The following is a 19,774-nucleotide window of genomic DNA, read 5'->3' on the forward strand; positions in this document are numbered from 1 at the left end:
ATCTTAATTGTAAACGATTACAGAAGTAACGATTAAACATTAAAATATGGAGGACTTATATGAAAGCCGTAGTTGTTAATGAAGCTAGTACAGGTGTTGAAGTTGTTGATCATGAAATGCCATTAATTGGGCACGGAGAAGCACTTGTTAAAGTCGAATATTGTGGTGTTTGCCATACAGATTTGCACGTAGCGCATGGCGATTTTGGACAAGTTCCTGGGCGTATTCTAGGCCATGAAGGCATTGGTATTGTCGAAGAAATTGGTGAAGGTGTAACCTCATTACAAGTTGGTGATCGTGTCTCTATTGCTTGGTTCTTTGAGGGTTGTGGCCATTGTGAATATTGTACGACTGGTCGTGAAACTCTCTGCCGTTCTGTTAAAAATGCAGGTTACAGCGTTGATGGAGGAATGAGCGAATATGCTGTCGTAACAGCTGATTACGCTGTAAAAGTCCCTGAAGGACTTGATCCTGCCCAAGCTTCATCAATCACATGTGCGGGTGTCACTACTTATAAAGCTATCAAAGAAGCGGGTGCTGCTCCAGGTCAATGGATTGTTATTTTTGGTGCTGGGGGTCTTGGAAACCTAGCTGTTCAATACGCTAAGAAAGTCTTTAATGCTCATGTTGTCGCAGTCGATATCAACAATGATAAACTAGAGTTGGCTAAAGAAGTCGGCGCTGATATTGTGGTTAATGGTAAAGAAATTGAAGACGTTCCAGGTTACATTCAGGAAAAAACAGGTGGAGCCCATGGTGTCGTTGTAACAGCTGTTTCTAAAGTTGCCTTTAACCAAGCGATTGATAGCGTCCGTGCAGGAGGAACTGTTGTAGCTGTAGGCCTTCCATCAGAATATATGGAACTTTCTATCGTAAAAACGGTTCTAGATGGTATCAAAGTGGTTGGATCACTTGTGGGAACACGTAAAGACTTGGAAGAAGCCTTTGCCTTTGGTGCAGAAGGTCTGGTTGTTCCAGTTGTTGAAAAAGTTCCAGTTGATACTGCTCCAGATGTCTTTGATGAAATGGAACGTGGCTTGATTCAAGGACGCAAAGTTTTGGATTTTACTCGCTAAGATACTAAAATATGAAGTATTATCTAGCAATGGCTTCGTTTGCTGGAGTAATTCTTAAATTGTACCATTAGTAGCATTCTTGAGTAAGAGAGCTTCTCTCTGCTTGAGAATGCTTTTTTATTTTTTAGAAGTTTTAAAAATTGAGAATATATTATATAATGGAAAAAATAAAGATAGGTAGGGTAGAGCGATGCCAGTGATGTACCAATCAACACGAGATCAAGAGAATAAAGTGACGGCAAGTCAAGCTATTTTGCAAGGCTTAGCTGCAGATGGAGGATTATTTACACCTGTTAGTTTTCCTAAGTTAGCATTGTCATTTAACAAGCTTAAGGATGAAAGTTATCAAGCCATTGCCAAGATTGTGCTATCCGCTTTTTTTGATGATTTTACTGAAGATGACATTGAGTACTGTATCAGCTCAGCTTATGATGATAAATTTGACACCTCTCTTATTGCACCAGTAGTTTCTCTAACGGACTCTCATCACTTGGAATTGTTTCACGGAACAACGATTGCTTTCAAAGATATGGCTCTGTCTATTTTGCCTTATCTTTTGACCACTGCAGCTAAAAAGCAAGGCGTGGAACAGAAAATTGTGATTTTAACAGCTACTTCTGGAGATACAGGTAAAGCTGCTATGGCAGGTTTTGCAGATGTTCCTGGAACAGAAATTATTGTTTTTTACCCTCACGCAGGTGTTAGTAAGATTCAAGAATTGCAAATGACAACTCAAGTTGGAGAAAATACTCACGTTGTTGCCATTGAGGGCAATTTTGATGATGCTCAAACAGATGTGAAACGTATGTTTAATGACCCTGACTTGGCTCAGAAATTAGCAGCTCGCGGGATGCAGCTCTCATCTGCAAACTCCATGAATATTGGTCGTCTTATTCCACAAGTAGTTTATTATATTTATGCTTATGCTCAATTGATTAAAGCTGGTCAGATTGAAGCAGGGCAGAACATTAATATTACGGTTCCTACTGGTAATTTTGGGAATATTTTAGCTGCTTATTATGCCAAGAAAATTGGTCTACCTGTAGCAACATTTATTTGTGCTTCTAATGAGAACAAGGTCTTAACGGATTTCTTTACCAGTGGTATCTATGATAAAAAACGGCCCTTCAAAGTCACAACAAGTCCTTCGATGGATATTTTGGTATCATCTAATTTAGAACGTCTTGTTTTCCATTTAGTAGGGGATAATGCTGAAAAAACCAAGGATTTAATGGATGCTTTAGCAAAAAAGGGATCCTACGAATTACAAGATAGTGATGAGGCTGTTTTGTCTCAGTTTGTTGCTTGTTTTGCCACAGAAGCAGAAACAGCGGCTGAAATTAAACGAGTATTTGAGTTAGACGATTATGTTATGGATCCTCATACCGCAGTTGCTTCGGCAGTTTACCAAAATTATCGTCACGAGACAGGGGATGACACACCGACACTCATTGCCTCAACAGCCAGTCCTTATAAATTCCCGGGTGTTGTAGTAGAAGCAATTACTGGGAAACCGGTCGCCGATGACTTTGAAGCAGTGAGTCAACTTAAGCAGCTTTCTCACGTGGTACTACCAAAAGCTGTGATAGGATTGCAAAACGCAAGGGTTCGGCACCGTCTGCTTGTGAAAACGGCAGATATGCAGACAGCTGTTGAAAATTATCTTGGTCTGTAAAACGGAGCCGACAAGGCTCCTTTAGTTTGGAAATGATAAATGACATATAATAGAAGAAAATTGCTTTCTTTGGCTTTGCCTGCAATGGCAGAAAATATTTTACAAATGGTAATGGGGATGGTTGATAACTACCTTGTCGCTCAAATTGGCTTAGTGGCAGTTTCAGGTGTTTCCATAGCCAATAATATTATTACTATTTATCAGGCTCTTTATATTGCTCTAGGAGCTGCTATATCTAGCTTGATTGCTCGAAGTATTGGAGAACACAATCAAAACAAACAGTTAAATGGTATCGCTGATGCCCTCCGGCTAACCTTAGGGGTATCTGTCCTTCTTGGGGTTTTCTCAGTCCTTGGTCGCCGACAGATTTTAAAAGTGTTAGGAGCTGATGATAGCCTCACCCTAATTGGAAGCCAGTATTTAGCGATTGTTGGCGGTATGATTGTGAGTTTAGGGCTTTTGACAATTTTAGGAGCTATTGTTCGTGCTCAAGGAAAACCTCGTATCCCTATGCAAGTTAGTTTTTTAATAAATCTGCTGAATGCTGTTTTCTCTGCTTTATCCATCTACGTTTGGGGCTTCGGGCTTGCGGGGGTTGCCTGGGCAACTGTTCTATCTCGTTTAGTAGGTGTACTTTTGCTTTGTCGCTTTGTTCCTATAAAAAGCGTTGTGAGACGATTGACGAGGCCTATAGATAAAACGATCTTTAATCTCTCCTTACCTACTGCCGGTGAACGTTTGATGATGAGGGCAGGAGATGTTCTGATTACGATTATTATTGTACACTTTGGAACAACCGTTTTAGCAGGAAATGCAATTGGAGAAATACTAACTCAGTTTAATTACATGCCTGGACTTGCTATGTCAACGGCTACAGTCATTCTAGTCGCTGGTCAATTAGGAAGTGGAAAAGGAGCAGATATTAGATGTACGATTAGAGAATCGTTTCTTTTATCAACTCTGATGATGTTCACCATGGGATTTCTAACCTATTTGCTCGGTCCCCTCTTATTGAATATGTTCACTCAAAATCCTCATGCTCGTGACTCGGCCATGATTGTCCTTCTTTTTTCACTATTAGGAGCTCCTGCAACAGCGGGGACTTTAGTTTACACGGCTGCTTGGCAGGGGATTGGAAGACCTCAACTTCCTTTTTACGTAACCACTATAGGAATGTGGTTGATTCGTATTGTTCTTGGTTATCTTCTTGGAGTTGTCTGTCAAATGGGATTGATGGGAGTTTGGGTAGCAACTGTTTTAGACAATTCTGCTAGATGGCTGATTTTATCGAGACAATTTAAGAAATACCAGTAGATTGCTTTTCACTAGAAAGGCAATCTTTTTTTTAAAAATATGCCTAAAAAGCTTGCATTGAATGAGTGATTCTGTTATTATATTATGGTGCTGTAAAAATACAGCTTTAGCTATGATACGAGAGGTTGCGACACACTCGGTTGCATTGCCACGCAACAGGTGTCGGTTTTCTCGAGGAGCTAGCCTATTATCGTAAATAGACGAGAGGAGAAAAGATGGCAAACAAAAAAATCCGTATCCGTTTGAAAGCGTACGAACACCGTACACTTGACACAGCGGCAGAAAAAATCGTTGAAACTGCAACACGTACAGGTGCTACTGTAGCTGGACCAGTTCCACTTCCAACAGAACGTAGTCTTTACACAATTATTCGTGCGACTCACAAATACAAAGATTCTCGCGAACAATTTGAAATGCGTACACACAAACGTCTTATTGACATCGTGAACCCAACTCAAAAGACTGTTGACGCTCTTATGAAATTGGATCTTCCAAGTGGTGTTAACGTAGAAATCAAACTTTAATTTGATTTCTGAGCACAAAAAACGCTCGTAAAAAACTTTTTTGAGCATGAAAAACGCTCATAAAAAACTTTTTGAAATATTATTAAGAAAAGGAAATATTTTCTCATGACAAAAGGAATCTTAGGGAAAAAAGTGGGAATGACTCAAATCTTCACTGAAACTGGTGAATTTATCCCTGTTACTGTCATCGAAGCAACTCCAAACGTTGTGCTTCAAGTTAAAACTGTTGAAACAGACGGTTATGAAGCGGTTCAAGTTGGTTTTGATGACAAACGCGAAGTATTGAGCAACAAACCTGCCAAAGGCCATGTAGCGAAAGCTAACACAGCTCCTAAGCGCTTCATTCGTGAATTCAAAAACATTGAAGGCTTAGAAGTAGGATCAGAAATTACTGTTGATACATTCGCAGCTGGAGATGTTGTTGATGTAACTGGTACTTCAAAAGGTAAAGGTTTCCAAGGTGTTATCAAACGCCATGGTCAATCACGTGGTCCTATGGCTCACGGTTCTCGTTACCACCGTCGTCCAGGTTCAATGGGACCTGTTGCGCCAAACCGTGTTTTCAAAAACAAACACTTGGCAGGACGTATGGGTGGCAACCGTGTGACAATTCAAAATCTTGAAATTGTACAAGTTATCCCAGAAAAGAACGTTATCCTTATCAAAGGTAACGTACCAGGTGCTAAGAAATCTCTTATCACTATCAAATCAGCAGTTAAAGCTGCTAAATAATAAGAAAGGAGAAAACAGTTAAAATGGCAAACGTAAAACTATTTGACCAAACTGGTAAAGAAGTTAGCTCAGTTGAATTGAACGATGCTATCTTCGGTATCGAACCAAACGAATCAGTTGTTTTTGATGTTGTAATTAGCCAACGCGCTAGCCTTCGCCAAGGTACTCATGCGGTTAAAAACCGTTCAGCAGTATCAGGTGGTGGACGTAAACCATGGCGTCAAAAAGGAACTGGACGTGCTCGTCAAGGTTCTATCCGCTCACCACAATGGCGTGGTGGTGGTGTTGTCTTCGGACCAACTCCACGTTCATACGGATACAAACTTCCACAAAAAGTTCGTCGCCTTGCTTTGAAATCAGTTTACTCAGCAAAAGTTGCTGAAGATAAATTTGTAGCTGTAGAAGGCCTTTCATTTGCAGCACCAAAAACTGCTGAATTTGCAAAAGTGCTTTCAGCCCTTAGCATTGATACAAAAGTACTTGTTCTTGTTGAAGAAGGAAACGAATTTGCAGCGCTTTCTGCACGTAACCTTCCAAACGTAACTGTTGCAACTGCAGCAACTGCAAGTGTTCTTGATATCGTGAACGCAGACAAACTTCTTGTTACTAAAGAAGCAATCTCTACAATTGAGGAGGTTCTTGCATAATGAATTTGTACGACGTAATCAAAAAACCAGTTATCACTGAGAAGTCAATGATTGCTCTTGAAGCAGGAAAATACACTTTCGAAGTTGATACTCGTGCACACAAACTTTTGATCAAACAAGCTATTGAAGCTGCCTTTGACGGAGTTAAAGTTGCAAGTGTAAACACTGTTAACGTTAAACCAAAAGCAAAACGCGTTGGTCGTTACACAGGTTTCACTTCAAAAACTAAAAAAGCTATCATCACTCTTACAGCTGATTCTAAAGCAATCGAGTTGTTCGCAGCTGAAGCTGAATAATCTAAGGAGGAAATAACGTGGGTATTAAAGTTTATAAACCAACGACAAATGGCCGTCGTAACATGACTTCTTTGGATTTCGCGGAAATCACAACAAGCACACCTGAGAAATCATTGCTTGTTTCTCTTAAGAGCAAAGCTGGTCGTAACAACAATGGTCGCATCACAGTTCGTCACCAAGGTGGTGGACACAAACGTCATTACCGTTTGATCGACTTCAAACGTAACAAAGATGGCGTTGAAGCAGTTGTTAAAACAATCGAATACGATCCAAACCGTACTGCAAACATCGCACTTGTACACTACACTGACGGTGTGAAAGCTTACATCATTGCACCTAAAGGTCTTGAAGTAGGTCAACGTATTGTTTCTGGTCCAGATGCCGACATCAAAGTTGGTAACGCACTTCCATTAGCAAATATCCCTGTCGGTACAGTTGTTCACAACATTGAGTTGAAACCTGGTAAAGGTGGAGAACTTGTTCGTGCAGCTGGAGCTTCTGCTCAAGTACTTGGTCAAGAAGGTAAATACGTTCTTGTTCGTCTTCAATCAGGCGAAGTTCGTATGATTCTTGGTACATGCCGTGCAACTATCGGTACTGTTGGTAACGAACAACAATCGCTTGTTAACATTGGTAAAGCAGGACGTAGCCGTTGGAAAGGTATCCGCCCAACAGTTCGTGGTTCTGTAATGAACCCTAACGATCACCCACACGGTGGTGGTGAAGGTAAAGCACCAGTTGGACGTAAAGCGCCATCAACTCCATGGGGTAAACCAGCGCTTGGTCTTAAAACTCGTAATAAGAAAGCTAAATCAGACAAACTTATCGTTCGTCGTCGTAACGAAAAATAATTTTAGTAAGTCGCTCAAAACTTGCTGAAACAGCGTTACAATAGCTTTGCTATTTATTCCGCCAACTCGGTAGAGTTTAGAGTGTGGCTCTTGAACTCAAGCCGCTGTGGTACATTATTTAAAGGAGAAAACTACAAAATGGGACGTAGTCTTAAAAAAGGACCTTTCGTCGACGAGCATTTGATGAAAAAAGTTGAAGCTCAAGCAAACGACGAAAAGAAAAAAGTAATCAAAACTTGGTCACGTCGTTCAACGATTTTCCCAAGTTTCATCGGATATACAATCGCAGTTTATGATGGACGTAAACATGTACCTGTTTACATCCAAGAAGACATGGTAGGTCACAAGCTTGGTGAATTTGCACCAACTCGTACTTACAAAGGTCACGCAGCTGACGACAAGAAAACACGTCGTTAATAGGAGGAGGACACAATGGCAGAAATTACTTCAGCTAAAGCAATGGCTCGTACAGTGCGTGTTTCACCTCGTAAAACACGTTTAGTACTTGATCTTATCCGTGGTAAGAAAGTTGCTGACGCAATCGCAATCTTAAAATTCACTCCAAACAAAGCAGCTCGTGTTATTGAGAAAACTCTTAACTCAGCAATTGCTAACGCAGAAAACAACTTTGGTTTGGAAAAAGCTAACTTGGTAGTATCTGAAACATTCGCTAACGAAGGACCAACAATGAAACGTTTCCGTCCACGTGCGAAAGGTTCAGCTTCACCAATCAACAAACGTACAACTCACGTAACAGTAGTTGTATCAGAAAAATAAGGAGGTAAAATCGTGGGTCAAAAAGTACATCCAATTGGTATGCGTGTCGGTATCATCCGTGACTGGGATGCGAAATGGTATGCTGAAAAAGAATACGCGGATTACCTTCATGAAGATCTTGCAATCCGTAAATTCATTAACAAAGAATTGGCAGAAGCTTCAGTTTCAACAATCGAAATTGAACGCGCTGTAAACAAAGTTATTGTTTCACTTCACACTGCAAAACCAGGTATGGTTATCGGTAAAGGTGGCGCAAACGTTGACGCACTTCGCGCTCAACTTAACAAATTAACTGGAAAACAAGTACACATCAACATCATCGAAATCAAACAACCTGATCTTGATGCTCACCTTGTTGGTGAAAACATTGCTCGTCAACTTGAGCAACGTGTTGCTTTCCGTCGCGCTCAAAAACAAGCAATCCAACGTACAATGCGTGCTGGAGCTAAAGGGATTAAAACTCAAGTTTCAGGTCGTTTGAACGGTGCTGATATCGCTCGTGCAGAAGGTTACTCAGAAGGAACTGTTCCTCTTCATACCCTTCGTGCGGATATCGATTACGCTTGGGAAGAAGCAGACACTACATACGGTAAACTTGGTGTTAAAGTTTGGATCTATCGTGGTGAAGTTCTTCCAGCTCGCAAAAACACTAAAGGAGGCAAATAACAAATGTTAGTACCTAAACGTGTTAAACACCGTCGTGAGTTCCGTGGGAAAATGCGTGGTGAAGCAAAAGGTGGAAAAACTGTAGATTTTGGTGAATATGGTCTTCAAGCTGCAACTAGCTCATGGATCACTAACCGTCAAATCGAAGCTGCTCGTATCGCGATGACTCGTTACATGAAACGTGGCGGTAAAGTTTGGATTAAAATTTTCCCTCACAAATCTTACACAGCGAAAGCTATCGGGGTTCGTATGGGTTCTGGTAAAGGGGCACCTGAAGGTTGGGTAGCACCAGTTAAACGTGGTAAAGTAATGTTTGAAATCGCAGGTGTTTCTGAAGAAATCGCTCGCGAAGCACTTCGTCTTGCTAGCCACAAATTACCAGTTAAATGTAAATTCGTAAAACGTGAAGCAGAATAAGGAGAAGACATGAAACTTGAAGAAATCAAAAAGTTTGTTGCTGAGCTTCGTGGCTTGTCTCAAGAAGAGCTTGCTAAAAAAGAAAACGAACTCAAGAAAGAACTTTTCGACCTTCGTTTTCAAGCTGCAGCAGGTCAACTTGATCAAACTGCTCGTTTGAACGAAGTTAAAAAACAAATTGCACGTGTTAAAACTGTGCAATCTGAAATGAAATAATAGATTGGGAAAGGAGAAATTCTAATAATGGAACGTAATCAACGTAAAACCCTTGTTGGACGCGTAGTATCTGACAAGATGGACAAAACAATCACTGTTGTAGTTGAAACAAAACGTAACCACCCAGTCTATGGTAAACGTATCAACTATTCTAAAAAATACAAAGCACATGATGAAAAGAACCTTGCTAAAGAAGGCGATATCGTTCGTATCATGGAAACTCGTCCACTATCAGCTACAAAACGTTTCCGTCTTGTAGAAGTTGTGGAAGAAGCTGTTATTATCTAATCAAACTAAAAGGAGAAAATTGAAATGATTCAACAAGAAACTCGCTTGAAAGTTGCTGATAATAGCGGTGCTCGTGAGATCTTGACTATCAAAGTTCTTGGTGGTTCAGGACGTAAATTCGCTAACATCGGTGACGTAATCGTTGCTTCTGTCAAACAAGCTACTCCTGGTGGAGCGGTTAAAAAAGGTGACGTGGTTAAAGCTGTTATCGTTCGTACAAAAACTGGTGCTCGCCGTCCAGACGGTTCATACATCAAGTTTGACGACAACGCTGCTGTAATCATCCGTGATGACAAAACTCCTCGCGGAACTCGTATCTTCGGCCCTGTTGCACGTGAATTGCGTGAAGGTGGCTACATGAAGATTGTTTCACTTGCACCAGAAGTACTTTAATTTTTAAAATTAAACAAACTAAGTCCCCTAGGCTTACCTAGGGTGCCCATCAGGGCGTAAGAAATTAATAGGAGAAACCCAGAATGTTTGTAAAAAAAGGCGACAAAGTTCGCGTAATTGCTGGTAAGGATAAAGGCACTGAAGCCGTAGTTCTTAAAGCACTTCCAAAAGTTAACAAAGTTGTTGTTGAAGGTGTTGGAATGATCAAAAAACACCAAAAACCAAATACTGAAAACCCTCAAGGTGCTATCGTTGAAAAAGAAGCTCCAATCCATGTATCTAACGTTCAAGTTTTAGATAAAAACGGTGTGGCTGGACGTGTTGGTTATAAAGTTGTTGACGGCAAAAAAGTACGTTACAACAAAAAATCAGGCGAAGTGCTTGATTAATCACGAAGGAAAGGAGAAGCATAATGGCAAATCGTTTAAAAGAAAAATATACTAACGAAGTAATTCCTGCGTTGACAGAGAAATTCAATTACACATCAGTTATGGCTGTGCCAAAAGTTGAGAAAATCGTTCTTAACATGGGTGTTGGTGATGCTGTATCAAACGCAAAAAACCTTGAGAAAGCTGCTGCTGAATTAGCACTTATCTCTGGTCAAAAACCACTTATTACTAAAGCTAAGAAATCAATCGCTGGCTTCCGTCTTCGTGAAGGTGTTGCGATCGGTGCGAAGGTAACTCTTCGTGGCGAACGTATGTACGAGTTCCTAGACAAATTAGTTAGCGTTTCACTTCCTCGTGTTCGTGACTTCCACGGAGTTCCAACAAAATCATTTGACGGACGTGGTAACTACACTCTTGGTGTGAAAGAACAACTTATCTTCCCAGAAATCAACTTCGATGATGTTGATAAAGTGCGTGGTCTTGATATCGTAATCGTCACTACTGCAAATACTGACGAAGAATCACGTGAATTGCTTAAAGGCCTTGGAATGCCTTTTGCAAAATAATAGGGGGTAAATAAATTGGCTAAAAAATCTATGATTGCTAAGAACAAACGTCCTGCAAAACACTCTACACAAGCTTATACTCGCTGTGAAAAATGTGGACGTCCACATTCAGTTTACCGCAAGTTTAAACTTTGCCGTGTTTGCTTCCGTGAATTGGCCTACAAAGGTCAAATTCCAGGTGTTGTTAAAGCTTCTTGGTAAAAAAATGATACAAAGAGCATAGCATACAAAGTGAAAATATAGAATCTAACAAAGACTGCTTGCATTCTAGGAAGGTTTATCTTTTTCACATAGGTTGCAGCTCGTGTCCAACTAGGTTATTCAGCCTAGTTGGACAACCCGCCCGGTCGGGCACGATTAACTAGCAAGTGATTGATTCAAACTACTAGTAAGAGGAGAAAAGATAAAATGGTTATGACTGACCCAATTGCAGACTTTTTAACACGTATCCGTAACGCTAACCAAGTGAAACACGAAGTGTTAGAAGTACCTGCTTCAAACATTAAAAAAGGGATTGCTGAAATCCTTAAACGTGAAGGTTTTGTAAAAAACGTTGAAGTTATCGAAGATGACAAACAAGGTATCATCCGTGTATTCCTTAAATATGGACAAAACGGTGAGCGCGTTATCACTAACTTGAAACGTGTATCAAAACCAGGTCTTCGTGTTTACGCAAAACGTGAAGATGTTCCTAAAGTTCTTAACGGACTTGGAATCGCAATTATTTCTACATCAGAAGGTCTTTTGACTGACAAAGAAGCTCGTCAAAAGAACGTTGGTGGAGAAGTTATCGCATACGTTTGGTAATTTAAGATACTAAGAGCGTCGTGGACAAAGTGAAAATAGGAAATCTGACGTAGAGTGTTTACACTCAAGGAAGATTTATCTTTTTCACACAGGCCACAGCTCATGTTCAATTTTGAAATATAAATTGAAGTATATCATTCTATCAAACCCCCGTGAAAACTAGTCGCTTGGCGGCTTGATAATTTAACAGGAGAAAAAATAATGTCACGTATTGGTAATAAAGTTATTACTTTGCCAGCAGGTGTCGAAATCATTAACAATGACAACGTTGTTACTGTAAAAGGCCCTAAAGGCGAACTCACTCGTGAGTTTAACAAAAATATTGAAATCAAAGTTGAAGGAACTGAGATTACTCTTGCACGTCCTAACGACTCAAAAGAAATGAAAACAATCCATGGTACAACTCGTGCTAACTTGAATAACATGGTTGTAGGTGTTTCTGAAGGTTTCAAAAAAGATCTTGAAATGAAGGGTGTCGGTTACCGCGCTCAACTTCAAGGTACTAAACTTGTCCTTTCAGTAGGTAAATCTCACCAAGACGAAGTTGAAGCTCCAGAAGGAATTACCTTTACTGTTGCTAACCCAACTTCAATCTCAGTTGAAGGAATCAACAAAGAAGTTGTTGGTCAAACAGCTGCTTACATCCGTAGCTTGCGTTCACCAGAGCCTTATAAAGGTAAAGGGATCCGTTACGTTGGTGAATACGTACGCCTTAAAGAAGGTAAAACAGGTAAATAATGTTCTTAGTCGGGTATGGGAAGTATTGCATCTTACCATGCTTGATAAGTTCAATCGACAACTTGTCAGTGAGACAAATTGATTAAAATTAAGAGGTGAAAATTGTGATTTCGAAACCAGATAAAAACAAAATCCGCCAAAAACGCCATCGTCGCGTCCGCGGTAAACTCTCTGGAACTGCAGAACGCCCACGTTTGAACGTATTCCGTTCTAATACAGGCATCTACGCTCAAGTTATTGATGACGTAGCGGGTGTAACGCTCGCAAGTGCATCAACTCTTGATAAAGACGTTTCTAAAGGAACAAAAACAGAACAAGCCGTTGTAGTCGGCAAACTTGTTGCTGAACGTGCAGTGGCTAAAGGTATTTCTGAAGTGGTGTTTGACCGCGGTGGATATCTCTATCACGGACGTGTTAAAGCCTTGGCTGATGCAGCTCGTGAAAACGGATTGAAATTCTAATAGGGAGGACACAAAATAATGGCATTTAAAGATAATGCAGTTGAACTTGAAGAACGCGTTGTTGCGATTAACCGCGTTACAAAAGTTGTTAAAGGTGGACGTCGCCTTCGCTTTGCAGCTCTTGTAGTTGTTGGTGATGGAAATGGTCGTGTTGGATTTGGTACTGGTAAAGCTCAAGAAGTTCCAGAAGCTATCCGTAAAGCAGTTGAAGCTGCTAAGAAAAACATGATCGAAGTACCAATGGTTGGTACAACAATCCCTCACGAAGTTTACACTAACTTCGGTGGAGCTAAAGTATTGTTGAAACCAGCTGTAGAAGGTTCTGGAGTTGCTGCTGGTGGCGCAGTTCGTGCCGTCATCGAATTAGCAGGTATTGCTGATATTACTTCAAAATCTCTTGGTTCAAACACTCCAATCAACATTGTTCGTGCAACTGTTGAAGGATTGAAACAACTTAAACGTGCAGAAGAAGTTGCCGCACTTCGTGGCATTTCAGTTTCTGACTTAGCATAAGAAAGGGGATCATCATGGCTCAAATTAAAATTACTTTGACTAAGTCTCCAATCGGACGTAAGCCAGAACAACGTAAAACTGTTGTTGCTCTTGGACTTGGTAAATTAAACTCTTCAGTAGTCAAAGAAGATAACGCTGCTATCCGTGGTATGGTGACAGCTATTTCTCACTTGGTTACCGTTGAAGACGTTAAATAAGTTATAACTGTGAAATCCCTGATTTCATAATTAAACACCAGCACAAAACCGACACTTGTAGTTTGCTTTTTTGGCAACAAACAGTAGTCGGTTAGTGCGTATCTGTATTAAGTTATTTTGGATAACTTAATCATCATTAATGTATAGGCGAGTTTCTATGGGGAGTCCTTTCCCCTCATAGAGGCGCTAGCATTTTACAAAAAAAGGAGAAAAAATGAAACTTCATGAATTAAAAGCTGCTGAAGGCTCACGTAAAGTACGTAACCGTGTTGGTCGCGGAACATCATCAGGTAATGGTAAAACATCTGGTCGCGGTCAAAAAGGTCAAAAAGCTCGTAGCGGTGGCGGCGTACGTTTAGGTTTTGAAGGTGGACAAACACCATTGTTCCGTCGTATTCCAAAACGTGGATTTACAAACATCAACGCTAAAGAATATGCACTTGTTAACCTTGATCAATTGAACGTTTTTGAAGATGGTACAGAAGTAACACCAGTTGTTCTTAAAGAAGCTGGAATCGTTCGTGCTGAAAAATCAGGCGTTAAAGTTCTTGGTAACGGCGAATTGACTAAAAAATTGACTGTAAAAGCAGCTAAATTCTCAAAATCTGCTGAAGCAGCGATTACTGCTAAAGGTGGTTCAATCGAAGTCATCTAATGAGGGGATACTCATTATGTTCTTAAAAATACTTAAAGACGCATTGAAGATAAAGACGGTAAGAAATAAAATTTTCTTTACTATCTTTATCATCCTTGTATTCCGAATAGGGACACACATCACTGTGCCAGGTGTAAATGCAAAAAGCTTAGAGCAACTGAGTGAACTTCCTTTCTTAAATATGTTGAATTTGGTCAGTGGGAATGCCATGAGAAACTTTTCAGTATTCTCTATGGGGGTTAGCCCTTACATTACGGCTTCCATTGTTGTTCAACTGTTACAAATGGATATTTTGCCTAAGTTTGTTGAGTGGGGTAAACAAGGTGAAGTGGGTCGCCGTAAATTAAATCAAGCGACACGCTATATTTCTCTTGTCTTAGCCTTTGCTCAGTCAATTGGTATCACAGCAGGTTTTAACACGCTATCAAGTGTTGCCCTTGTGAAAACACCAGATGTTAAAACTTATTTGCTTATTGGAGCATTGCTCACAACGGGTAGTGTGATTGTGACCTGGCTTGGAGAACAAATCACCGATAAAGGATTTGGTAATGGAGTGTCAATGATTATCTTTGCCGGTATCATTTCCTCAATTCCCAATGCGATTGCAACTATCCGTGAAGATTATTTTGTAAATGTTAAGGCAAGTGATTTACAGTCATCTTATCTCATTGTTGGCATTTTAATCTTAGCTGTTCTTGCTATTGTTTTCTTTACGACTTACGTTCAACAAGCGGAATACAAAATTCCAATCCAATATACAAAATTGATGCAAGGTGCGCCTACAAGTTCATACCTTCCATTAAAAGTAAATCCAGCCGGCGTTATTCCCGTTATCTTTGCCAGCTCGATTACAACTATCCCAAGTACGATTATTCCTTTTGTTCAAAATGGTAGAGATATACCATGGCTAACCCGTTTACAGGAGATTTTCAATTACCAAACTCCAGTCGGAATGATGGTTTATGCCGTGTTGATTATCTTGTTCTCATTCTTCTATACCTTTGTACAAGTAAATCCTGAAAAGACAGCAGAAAATCTTCAGAAGAATTCCTCATATATCCCAAGTGTTCGACCTGGACGTGAGACAGAACAATTTATGTCATCATTGCTTAAAAAATTAGCCACAGTAGGTGCTATTTTCCTAGCATTTATCTCTCTAGCTCCTATTGCAGCGCAACAAGCTCTCAACCTTTCTTCTAGTATTGCTCTAGGTGGGACAAGCTTGCTCATTTTGATTTCAACTGGTATCGAAGGCATGAAACAACTTGAAGGATACTTGCTCAAGAGAAAATATGTCGGATTTATGAATACAGCAGAATAGAATACAGGTTGACATTGTCAACCTTCTATTTTGTTTTTAAATGACAATAAGACTTCGTCGCAAAAACATTTCTTATTGCCATTTGAAAACAAAAAACCAAGGAAACTTATTTCCTGTTATCATTTATTTTAAAAGAGGAGAAAAAGATGAATCTTTTAATCATGGGCTTACCAGGAGCTGGTAAAGGAACTCAAGCTGCAAAGATTGTTGAAGCCTTTGGACTTATCCATATTTCAACAGGCGATATGTTCCGTGCAGCTATGGCTAACCAAACTGAAATGGGTATTCTCGCTAAGTCTTATATTGACAAAGGTGATTTGGTACCTGATGAAGTCACAAATGGAATCGTTAAAGAACGTCTGTCACAAGATGATGTTAACGAAAAGGGCTTCTTATTAGATGGTTATCCACGTACCATTGAACAAGCACATGCTTTGGATGCTACGTTAAAAGCATTAGGACTTACTTTGGATGGGGTCATTAATATTGATGTTGATCCTACTGCTCTTGTTGAAAGGCTTAGTGGTCGTATCATTAACAAGAAAACGGGCGAAACTTTCCACAAAGTCTTTAACCCACCAGCAGGTGATTATGATGAAAATGATTTTTATCAACGTGAAGATGACAAACCTGAGACTGTTAAACGTCGTTTAGATGTTAACATTGCACAAGGTGAGCCAATTCTTAATCACTATCGTCAAGCAGGAATTGTTCATGATATTGACGGAAATAAAGACATTTCAGAAGTTTTTGTAGATATCGACGAAGTCATTAAGGGTCTAAAATAAATTCAAGAAAATAGCTTGCGCAAGTTGTTAACTCGTGATATAATAGGCTAGTCTGACTTATAATTGTTACCTCTGTGCTCAGAGGACATCAAATCGAAATTTAGGGGGTACTTTTGCGTGGCAAAAGAAGACGTGATTGAAATTGAAGGCAAAGTAGTAGAAACGATGCCAAATGCAATGTTTACTGTTGAATTGGAAAATGGACATCAAATTCTAGCAACTGTATCAGGAAAAATCCGCAAAAATTACATTCGTATTTTAGTTGGTGATCGTGTTACTGTAGAGATGAGTCCATACGATTTGACACGTGGACGTATCACATACCGCTTTAAATAATCGAAATAATTGGAGGGATTAAAACATGAAGGTAAGACCATCGGTTAAACCAATTTGCGAATACTGCAAAGTTATTCGTCGTAACGGTCGTGTTATGGTGATTTGTCCAACAAATCCAAAACACAAACAACGTCAAGGATAAAATAGAAAGGAGAAAAAATGGCTCGTATTGCTGGAGTTGATATTCCAAATGATAAACGCGTAGTAATTTCACTTACTTATGTTTACGGAATTGGTCTTGCAACATCTAAAAAAATCTTAGCAGCTGCTGGTATTTCAGAAGATATCCGTGTTAAAGATTTGACATCAGATCAAGAAGACGCTATCCGTCGTGAAGTAGATGCAATTAAAGTTGAAGGTGACCTTCGTCGTGAAGTTAACTTGAACATCAAACGTTTGATGGAAATCGGTTCATACCGTGGGATCCGTCACCGTCGTGGACTTCCTGTCCGTGGACAAAACACTAAAAACAATGCTCGCACTCGTAAAGGTAAAGCTGTTGCGATTGCAGGTAAGAAAAAATAAAAAAGGAGGTAAAAAAATTGGCTAAACCAACACGTAAACGTCGTGTGAAAAAGAACATCGAATCTGGTGTTGCACATATTCACGCTACATTTAATAACACTATTGTTATGATTACAGATGTGCATGGTAATGCTCTTGCATGGTCATCAGCTGGTGCTCTTGGTTTCAAAGGTTCTCGTAAATCTACTCCATTTGCTGCTCAAATGGCTGCAGAAGCTGCTGCAAAATCTGCACAAGAACACGGACTAAAAACTGTTGAAGTTACTGTAAAAGGTCCTGGTTCAGGTCGTGAATCAGCTATTCGTGCCCTAGCAGCTGCTGGTCTAGAAGTAACTGCAATTCGTGATGTGACTCCTGTGCCACATAATGGTGCTCGTCCTCCAAAACGTCGTCGTGTATAATCATATAACAATAGTACACAAGTTTCGTTTCGAGGGGTGAAAAAATGATTGAGTTTGAAAAACCAATAATAACAAAAATTGATGAAAATAAAGATTACGGTAGATTTGTAATCGAACCACTTGAATGTGGCTACGGAACAACTCTAGGTAATTCTCTTCGTCGTGTACTCTTGTCTTCACTTCCAGGTGCAGCAGTAACATCAATTAAAATTGATGGAGTACTACACGAATTTGATACAATCCCAGGTGTACGTGAAGATGTCATGCAAATTATCCTTAATGTTAAAGGACTTGCTGTGAAATCATACGTCGAAGACGAAAAGATTATCGAACTTGAAGTAGAAGGACCAGCAGAAGTAACAGCTGGTGATATCCTTACTGACAGTGATATCGAACTTGTTAACCCGGATCATTATCTTTTTACAATTGCTGAAGGACATTCTCTACGTGCGACAATGACCGTTGCTAAAAAACGTGGATATGTACCAGCAGAAGGCAACAAAAAAGATGATGCACCTGTGGGTACATTGGCCGTAGATTCAATCTATACGCCAGTTAAAAAAGTTAATTATCAAGTTGAGCCTGCCCGTGTAGGTAGCAATGATGGATTTGATAAATTAACGATTGAAATCATGACAAACGGAACAATTATTCCTGAAGATGCTTTAGGTCTATCTGCTCGAGTTTTAATCGAACACTTAAACTTGTTTACTGATTTAACGGATGTTGCAAAAGCAACTGAAGTAATGAAAGAAACTGAAAAAGTGAACGATGAAAAGGTACTTGACCGCACCATCGAGGAACTTGATTTATCCGTACGCTCATATAACTGTTTGAAACGCGCAGGCATTAATACTGTCTTCGATTTAACAGAAAAATCTGAGCCTGAAATGATGAAAGTCCGTAACCTTGGACGCAAGAGCCTTGAAGAAGTTAAGGTTAAACTTGCTGATTTAGGTCTCGGACTAAAAAACGATAAATAATATAGGAGGACAAAATGGCTTACCGTAAACTAGGACGCACTAGCTCACAACGTAAAGCAATGCTTCGTGATTTGACGACAGATCTTTTGATCAACGAATCAATTGTAACGACAGAAGCACGTGCAAAAGAAATCCGTAAAACAGTTGAAAAAATGATTACTCTTGGTAAACGTGGTGATCTTCATGCTCGTCGCCAAGCAGCTGCATACGTTCGTAACGAAATCGCATCAGAAAATTATGATGAAGCTACTGATAAATACACATCAACTACAGCTCTTCAAAAACTTTTCTCAGAAATTGCACCTCGTTATGCAGAACGTAACGGTGGATACACTCGTATTCTTAAAACAGAACCACGCCGTGGAGATGCTGCTCCAATGGCAATTATCGAATTAGTTTAATTTTTATCAATTTTGTTGAGTGTTATGATGATGGAATAACCATTAGGGATATTCTTAGTCTAGCTCTGGTCTACCGCTAGGATTTTTCCTAGCGGGAACACTCATCATATTGTTAATGTGTAACGCTTGTTTACGAAATGTCTCTAATGTAGTAGAAACTTTTCGTAAGCAGGCGTTTTGTCATTTTATGAATTATTCAACAATACAACTAAAATTTACCTAAAAGCGTCTTTAACATCCTGTGAGACCATTTAAGAGGCTTCTAAAGCAATTAGAATAGAAAGCCCCTACAAAGAGCTTCTACGGCCAAATAAATGCATCAATTAGCTCCTTGTATAAATCACAATCAAAAAACTTTTAAGAAAGTTTGGCTCAGCACTTGTAATAATAAAAATATATTAGTAGTTTCGGTTCAGTTAAGAGTGATACTTGATGCAAATATTTTTCAGAATGAGAGAATTAAGCCTATTTTTCATCTTAAAAGTCGTTGATTTTAAGCTGTTTTCAATAAAAATGTAAAAAAAGACATAAAAGTACAAAAAAGAGTTGACATCAGGAGGATAAATATCGTATACTAATAAAGCTGTCGGCTGAGCAGACGTTGGCGACTGAAGTATTCGAAAAAAAGAGTAAAAAAGTTGTTGACAAAGTTAGTAAAAGTTGATAGAATAAAATAGTTGTCTCGAAAGAGGACAAGACCTTTGAGAACTGAATAAGACGAACCAAATGTGAGGGTGATATGGAGACATATTACCCGTCAAAAACGAGAAATAAATCTGTCAGCGACAGAAAGAACGAGTAAGTTCAAACAGATCTTAATG

At 39.6% G+C, this 19,774-nt stretch carries 32 protein-coding genes; all 32 read left to right on the forward strand.

The genetic code is table 11. The annotated features are described in order from the left end of the window. Positions 1-59: 59 nt before the first annotated feature. Positions 60-1,076 (forward strand): alcohol dehydrogenase AdhP, encoded by a 1,017-nt coding sequence (adhP, locus tag ACYTR8_RS04790; RefSeq protein WP_479641756.1) that lies wholly within the window; start codon positions 60-62, stop codon positions 1,074-1,076. 190 nt (positions 1,077-1,266) lie between these two features. Next, on the forward strand, positions 1,267-2,751 hold the full coding sequence (gene thrC, locus ACYTR8_RS04795; protein WP_479641757.1) for a threonine synthase: 1,485 nt from the start codon (positions 1,267-1,269) through the stop codon (positions 2,749-2,751). A 39-nt stretch (positions 2,752-2,790) separates the two neighbouring features. Further along, positions 2,791-4,065, forward strand: coding sequence for an MATE family efflux transporter (locus tag ACYTR8_RS04800; RefSeq protein WP_479640508.1), 1,275 nt, complete (start codon positions 2,791-2,793; stop codon positions 4,063-4,065). A gap of 215 nt (positions 4,066-4,280) precedes the next feature. Continuing rightward, positions 4,281-4,589 (forward strand): 30S ribosomal protein S10, encoded by a 309-nt coding sequence (gene rpsJ, locus ACYTR8_RS04805; protein WP_003046044.1) that lies wholly within the window; start codon positions 4,281-4,283, stop codon positions 4,587-4,589. A gap of 105 nt (positions 4,590-4,694) precedes the next feature. Then, positions 4,695-5,321 carry a 50S ribosomal protein L3 gene (gene rplC, locus ACYTR8_RS04810; RefSeq protein WP_129555162.1) on the forward strand — a complete coding sequence of 209 codons (627 nt, stop codon included), beginning with the start codon at positions 4,695-4,697 and terminating at the stop codon, positions 5,319-5,321. Positions 5,322-5,344: 23 nt separating this feature from the next. Continuing rightward, on the forward strand, positions 5,345-5,968 hold the full coding sequence (gene rplD / locus ACYTR8_RS04815) for a 50S ribosomal protein L4 (protein WP_002986657.1): 624 nt from the start codon (positions 5,345-5,347) through the stop codon (positions 5,966-5,968). Then, entirely contained in the window at positions 5,968-6,264 is a 297-nt protein-coding gene (locus ACYTR8_RS04820) for a 50S ribosomal protein L23 (protein ID WP_111714715.1), read from the forward strand. Before rplD ends, ACYTR8_RS04820 begins: the two co-directional genes overlap by 1 nt. Positions 6,265-6,281: 17 nt before the next feature. Beyond that, a complete protein-coding gene (rplB, locus tag ACYTR8_RS04825) occupies positions 6,282-7,115 on the forward strand; it encodes a 50S ribosomal protein L2 (RefSeq protein WP_002986654.1) in 834 nt (277 codons plus the stop codon). Between the two features lie 138 nt (positions 7,116-7,253). Next, entirely contained in the window at positions 7,254-7,532 is a 279-nt protein-coding gene (gene rpsS / locus ACYTR8_RS04830; protein WP_000533765.1) for a 30S ribosomal protein S19, read from the forward strand. A 15-nt stretch (positions 7,533-7,547) separates the two neighbouring features. Further along, entirely contained in the window at positions 7,548-7,892 is a 345-nt protein-coding gene (rplV, locus tag ACYTR8_RS04835; RefSeq protein ID WP_002986651.1) for a 50S ribosomal protein L22, read from the forward strand. Positions 7,893-7,904: 12 nt separating this feature from the next. Next, entirely contained in the window at positions 7,905-8,558 is a 654-nt protein-coding gene (rpsC, locus tag ACYTR8_RS04840; protein ID WP_003046050.1) for a 30S ribosomal protein S3, read from the forward strand. A 3-nt stretch (positions 8,559-8,561) separates the two neighbouring features. After that, positions 8,562-8,975 carry a 50S ribosomal protein L16 gene (gene rplP, locus ACYTR8_RS04845; protein WP_003049114.1) on the forward strand — a complete coding sequence of 138 codons (414 nt, stop codon included), beginning with the start codon at positions 8,562-8,564 and terminating at the stop codon, positions 8,973-8,975. A gap of 9 nt (positions 8,976-8,984) precedes the next feature. Continuing rightward, positions 8,985-9,191: a 50S ribosomal protein L29 gene (gene rpmC / locus ACYTR8_RS04850; RefSeq protein ID WP_003046054.1), complete on the forward strand. Its 207-nt coding sequence runs from the start codon at positions 8,985-8,987 to the stop codon at positions 9,189-9,191. Positions 9,192-9,218: 27 nt separating this feature from the next. Continuing rightward, positions 9,219-9,479 carry a 30S ribosomal protein S17 gene (gene rpsQ, locus ACYTR8_RS04855; protein WP_003049116.1) on the forward strand — a complete coding sequence of 87 codons (261 nt, stop codon included), beginning with the start codon at positions 9,219-9,221 and terminating at the stop codon, positions 9,477-9,479. 24 nt (positions 9,480-9,503) lie between these two features. Then, positions 9,504-9,872 carry a 50S ribosomal protein L14 gene (gene rplN / locus ACYTR8_RS04860; RefSeq protein ID WP_000615920.1) on the forward strand — a complete coding sequence of 123 codons (369 nt, stop codon included), beginning with the start codon at positions 9,504-9,506 and terminating at the stop codon, positions 9,870-9,872. A gap of 83 nt (positions 9,873-9,955) precedes the next feature. Then, a complete protein-coding gene (rplX, locus tag ACYTR8_RS04865) occupies positions 9,956-10,261 on the forward strand; it encodes a 50S ribosomal protein L24 (protein ID WP_003046059.1) in 306 nt (101 codons plus the stop codon). Positions 10,262-10,284: 23 nt separating this feature from the next. Then, a complete protein-coding gene (rplE, locus tag ACYTR8_RS04870; RefSeq protein WP_003046060.1) occupies positions 10,285-10,827 on the forward strand; it encodes a 50S ribosomal protein L5 in 543 nt (180 codons plus the stop codon). A gap of 15 nt (positions 10,828-10,842) precedes the next feature. Then, positions 10,843-11,028 carry a type Z 30S ribosomal protein S14 gene (locus ACYTR8_RS04875; protein ID WP_002987746.1) on the forward strand — a complete coding sequence of 62 codons (186 nt, stop codon included), beginning with the start codon at positions 10,843-10,845 and terminating at the stop codon, positions 11,026-11,028. 207 nt (positions 11,029-11,235) lie between these two features. Continuing rightward, complete coding sequence (gene rpsH, locus ACYTR8_RS04880) at positions 11,236-11,634, forward strand: 30S ribosomal protein S8 (protein WP_003049119.1); 399 nt, start codon at positions 11,236-11,238, stop codon at positions 11,632-11,634. A 201-nt stretch (positions 11,635-11,835) separates the two neighbouring features. Beyond that, positions 11,836-12,372 carry a 50S ribosomal protein L6 gene (gene rplF / locus ACYTR8_RS04885; protein ID WP_003049121.1) on the forward strand — a complete coding sequence of 179 codons (537 nt, stop codon included), beginning with the start codon at positions 11,836-11,838 and terminating at the stop codon, positions 12,370-12,372. Positions 12,373-12,476: 104 nt separating this feature from the next. Beyond that, the gene (gene rplR, locus ACYTR8_RS04890) at positions 12,477-12,833 is read left to right on the forward strand and encodes a 50S ribosomal protein L18 (RefSeq protein ID WP_003046068.1); all 357 of its coding nucleotides are present in this window, start codon (positions 12,477-12,479) and stop codon (positions 12,831-12,833) included. Between the two features lie 18 nt (positions 12,834-12,851). Further along, a complete protein-coding gene (rpsE, locus tag ACYTR8_RS04895) occupies positions 12,852-13,346 on the forward strand; it encodes a 30S ribosomal protein S5 (RefSeq protein WP_003046070.1) in 495 nt (164 codons plus the stop codon). 14 nt (positions 13,347-13,360) lie between these two features. Continuing rightward, on the forward strand, positions 13,361-13,543 hold the full coding sequence (rpmD, locus tag ACYTR8_RS04900; RefSeq protein WP_002986624.1) for a 50S ribosomal protein L30: 183 nt from the start codon (positions 13,361-13,363) through the stop codon (positions 13,541-13,543). Positions 13,544-13,757: 214 nt separating this feature from the next. Next, complete coding sequence (gene rplO, locus ACYTR8_RS04905; RefSeq protein WP_003049124.1) at positions 13,758-14,198, forward strand: 50S ribosomal protein L15; 441 nt, start codon at positions 13,758-13,760, stop codon at positions 14,196-14,198. A gap of 16 nt (positions 14,199-14,214) precedes the next feature. Continuing rightward, on the forward strand, positions 14,215-15,519 hold the full coding sequence (secY, locus tag ACYTR8_RS04910) for a preprotein translocase subunit SecY (RefSeq protein WP_003049126.1): 1,305 nt from the start codon (positions 14,215-14,217) through the stop codon (positions 15,517-15,519). Between the two features lie 146 nt (positions 15,520-15,665). After that, positions 15,666-16,307 carry an adenylate kinase gene (locus ACYTR8_RS04915; protein WP_111714720.1) on the forward strand — a complete coding sequence of 214 codons (642 nt, stop codon included), beginning with the start codon at positions 15,666-15,668 and terminating at the stop codon, positions 16,305-16,307. Between the two features lie 117 nt (positions 16,308-16,424). Then, positions 16,425-16,643 carry a translation initiation factor IF-1 gene (infA, locus tag ACYTR8_RS04920; RefSeq protein WP_001040189.1) on the forward strand — a complete coding sequence of 73 codons (219 nt, stop codon included), beginning with the start codon at positions 16,425-16,427 and terminating at the stop codon, positions 16,641-16,643. 25 nt (positions 16,644-16,668) lie between these two features. Then, positions 16,669-16,785, forward strand: coding sequence for a 50S ribosomal protein L36 (gene rpmJ, locus ACYTR8_RS04925; protein ID WP_000868345.1), 117 nt, complete (start codon positions 16,669-16,671; stop codon positions 16,783-16,785). Between the two features lie 17 nt (positions 16,786-16,802). Then, the gene (gene rpsM / locus ACYTR8_RS04930) at positions 16,803-17,168 is read left to right on the forward strand and encodes a 30S ribosomal protein S13 (RefSeq protein WP_003046081.1); all 366 of its coding nucleotides are present in this window, start codon (positions 16,803-16,805) and stop codon (positions 17,166-17,168) included. 17 nt (positions 17,169-17,185) lie between these two features. Next, positions 17,186-17,569: a 30S ribosomal protein S11 gene (gene rpsK / locus ACYTR8_RS04935; RefSeq protein WP_001118387.1), complete on the forward strand. Its 384-nt coding sequence runs from the start codon at positions 17,186-17,188 to the stop codon at positions 17,567-17,569. Between the two features lie 44 nt (positions 17,570-17,613). Beyond that, positions 17,614-18,552, forward strand: coding sequence for a DNA-directed RNA polymerase subunit alpha (locus tag ACYTR8_RS04940; protein WP_479641758.1), 939 nt, complete (start codon positions 17,614-17,616; stop codon positions 18,550-18,552). Positions 18,553-18,566: 14 nt separating this feature from the next. Beyond that, positions 18,567-18,953, forward strand: a complete 387-nt coding sequence (gene rplQ / locus ACYTR8_RS04945; RefSeq protein ID WP_002986602.1) for a 50S ribosomal protein L17 — start codon at positions 18,567-18,569, stop codon at positions 18,951-18,953. Positions 18,954-19,774 lie beyond the last annotated feature (821 nt).

Source organism: Streptococcus sp. F2, from assembly GCF_056500955.1.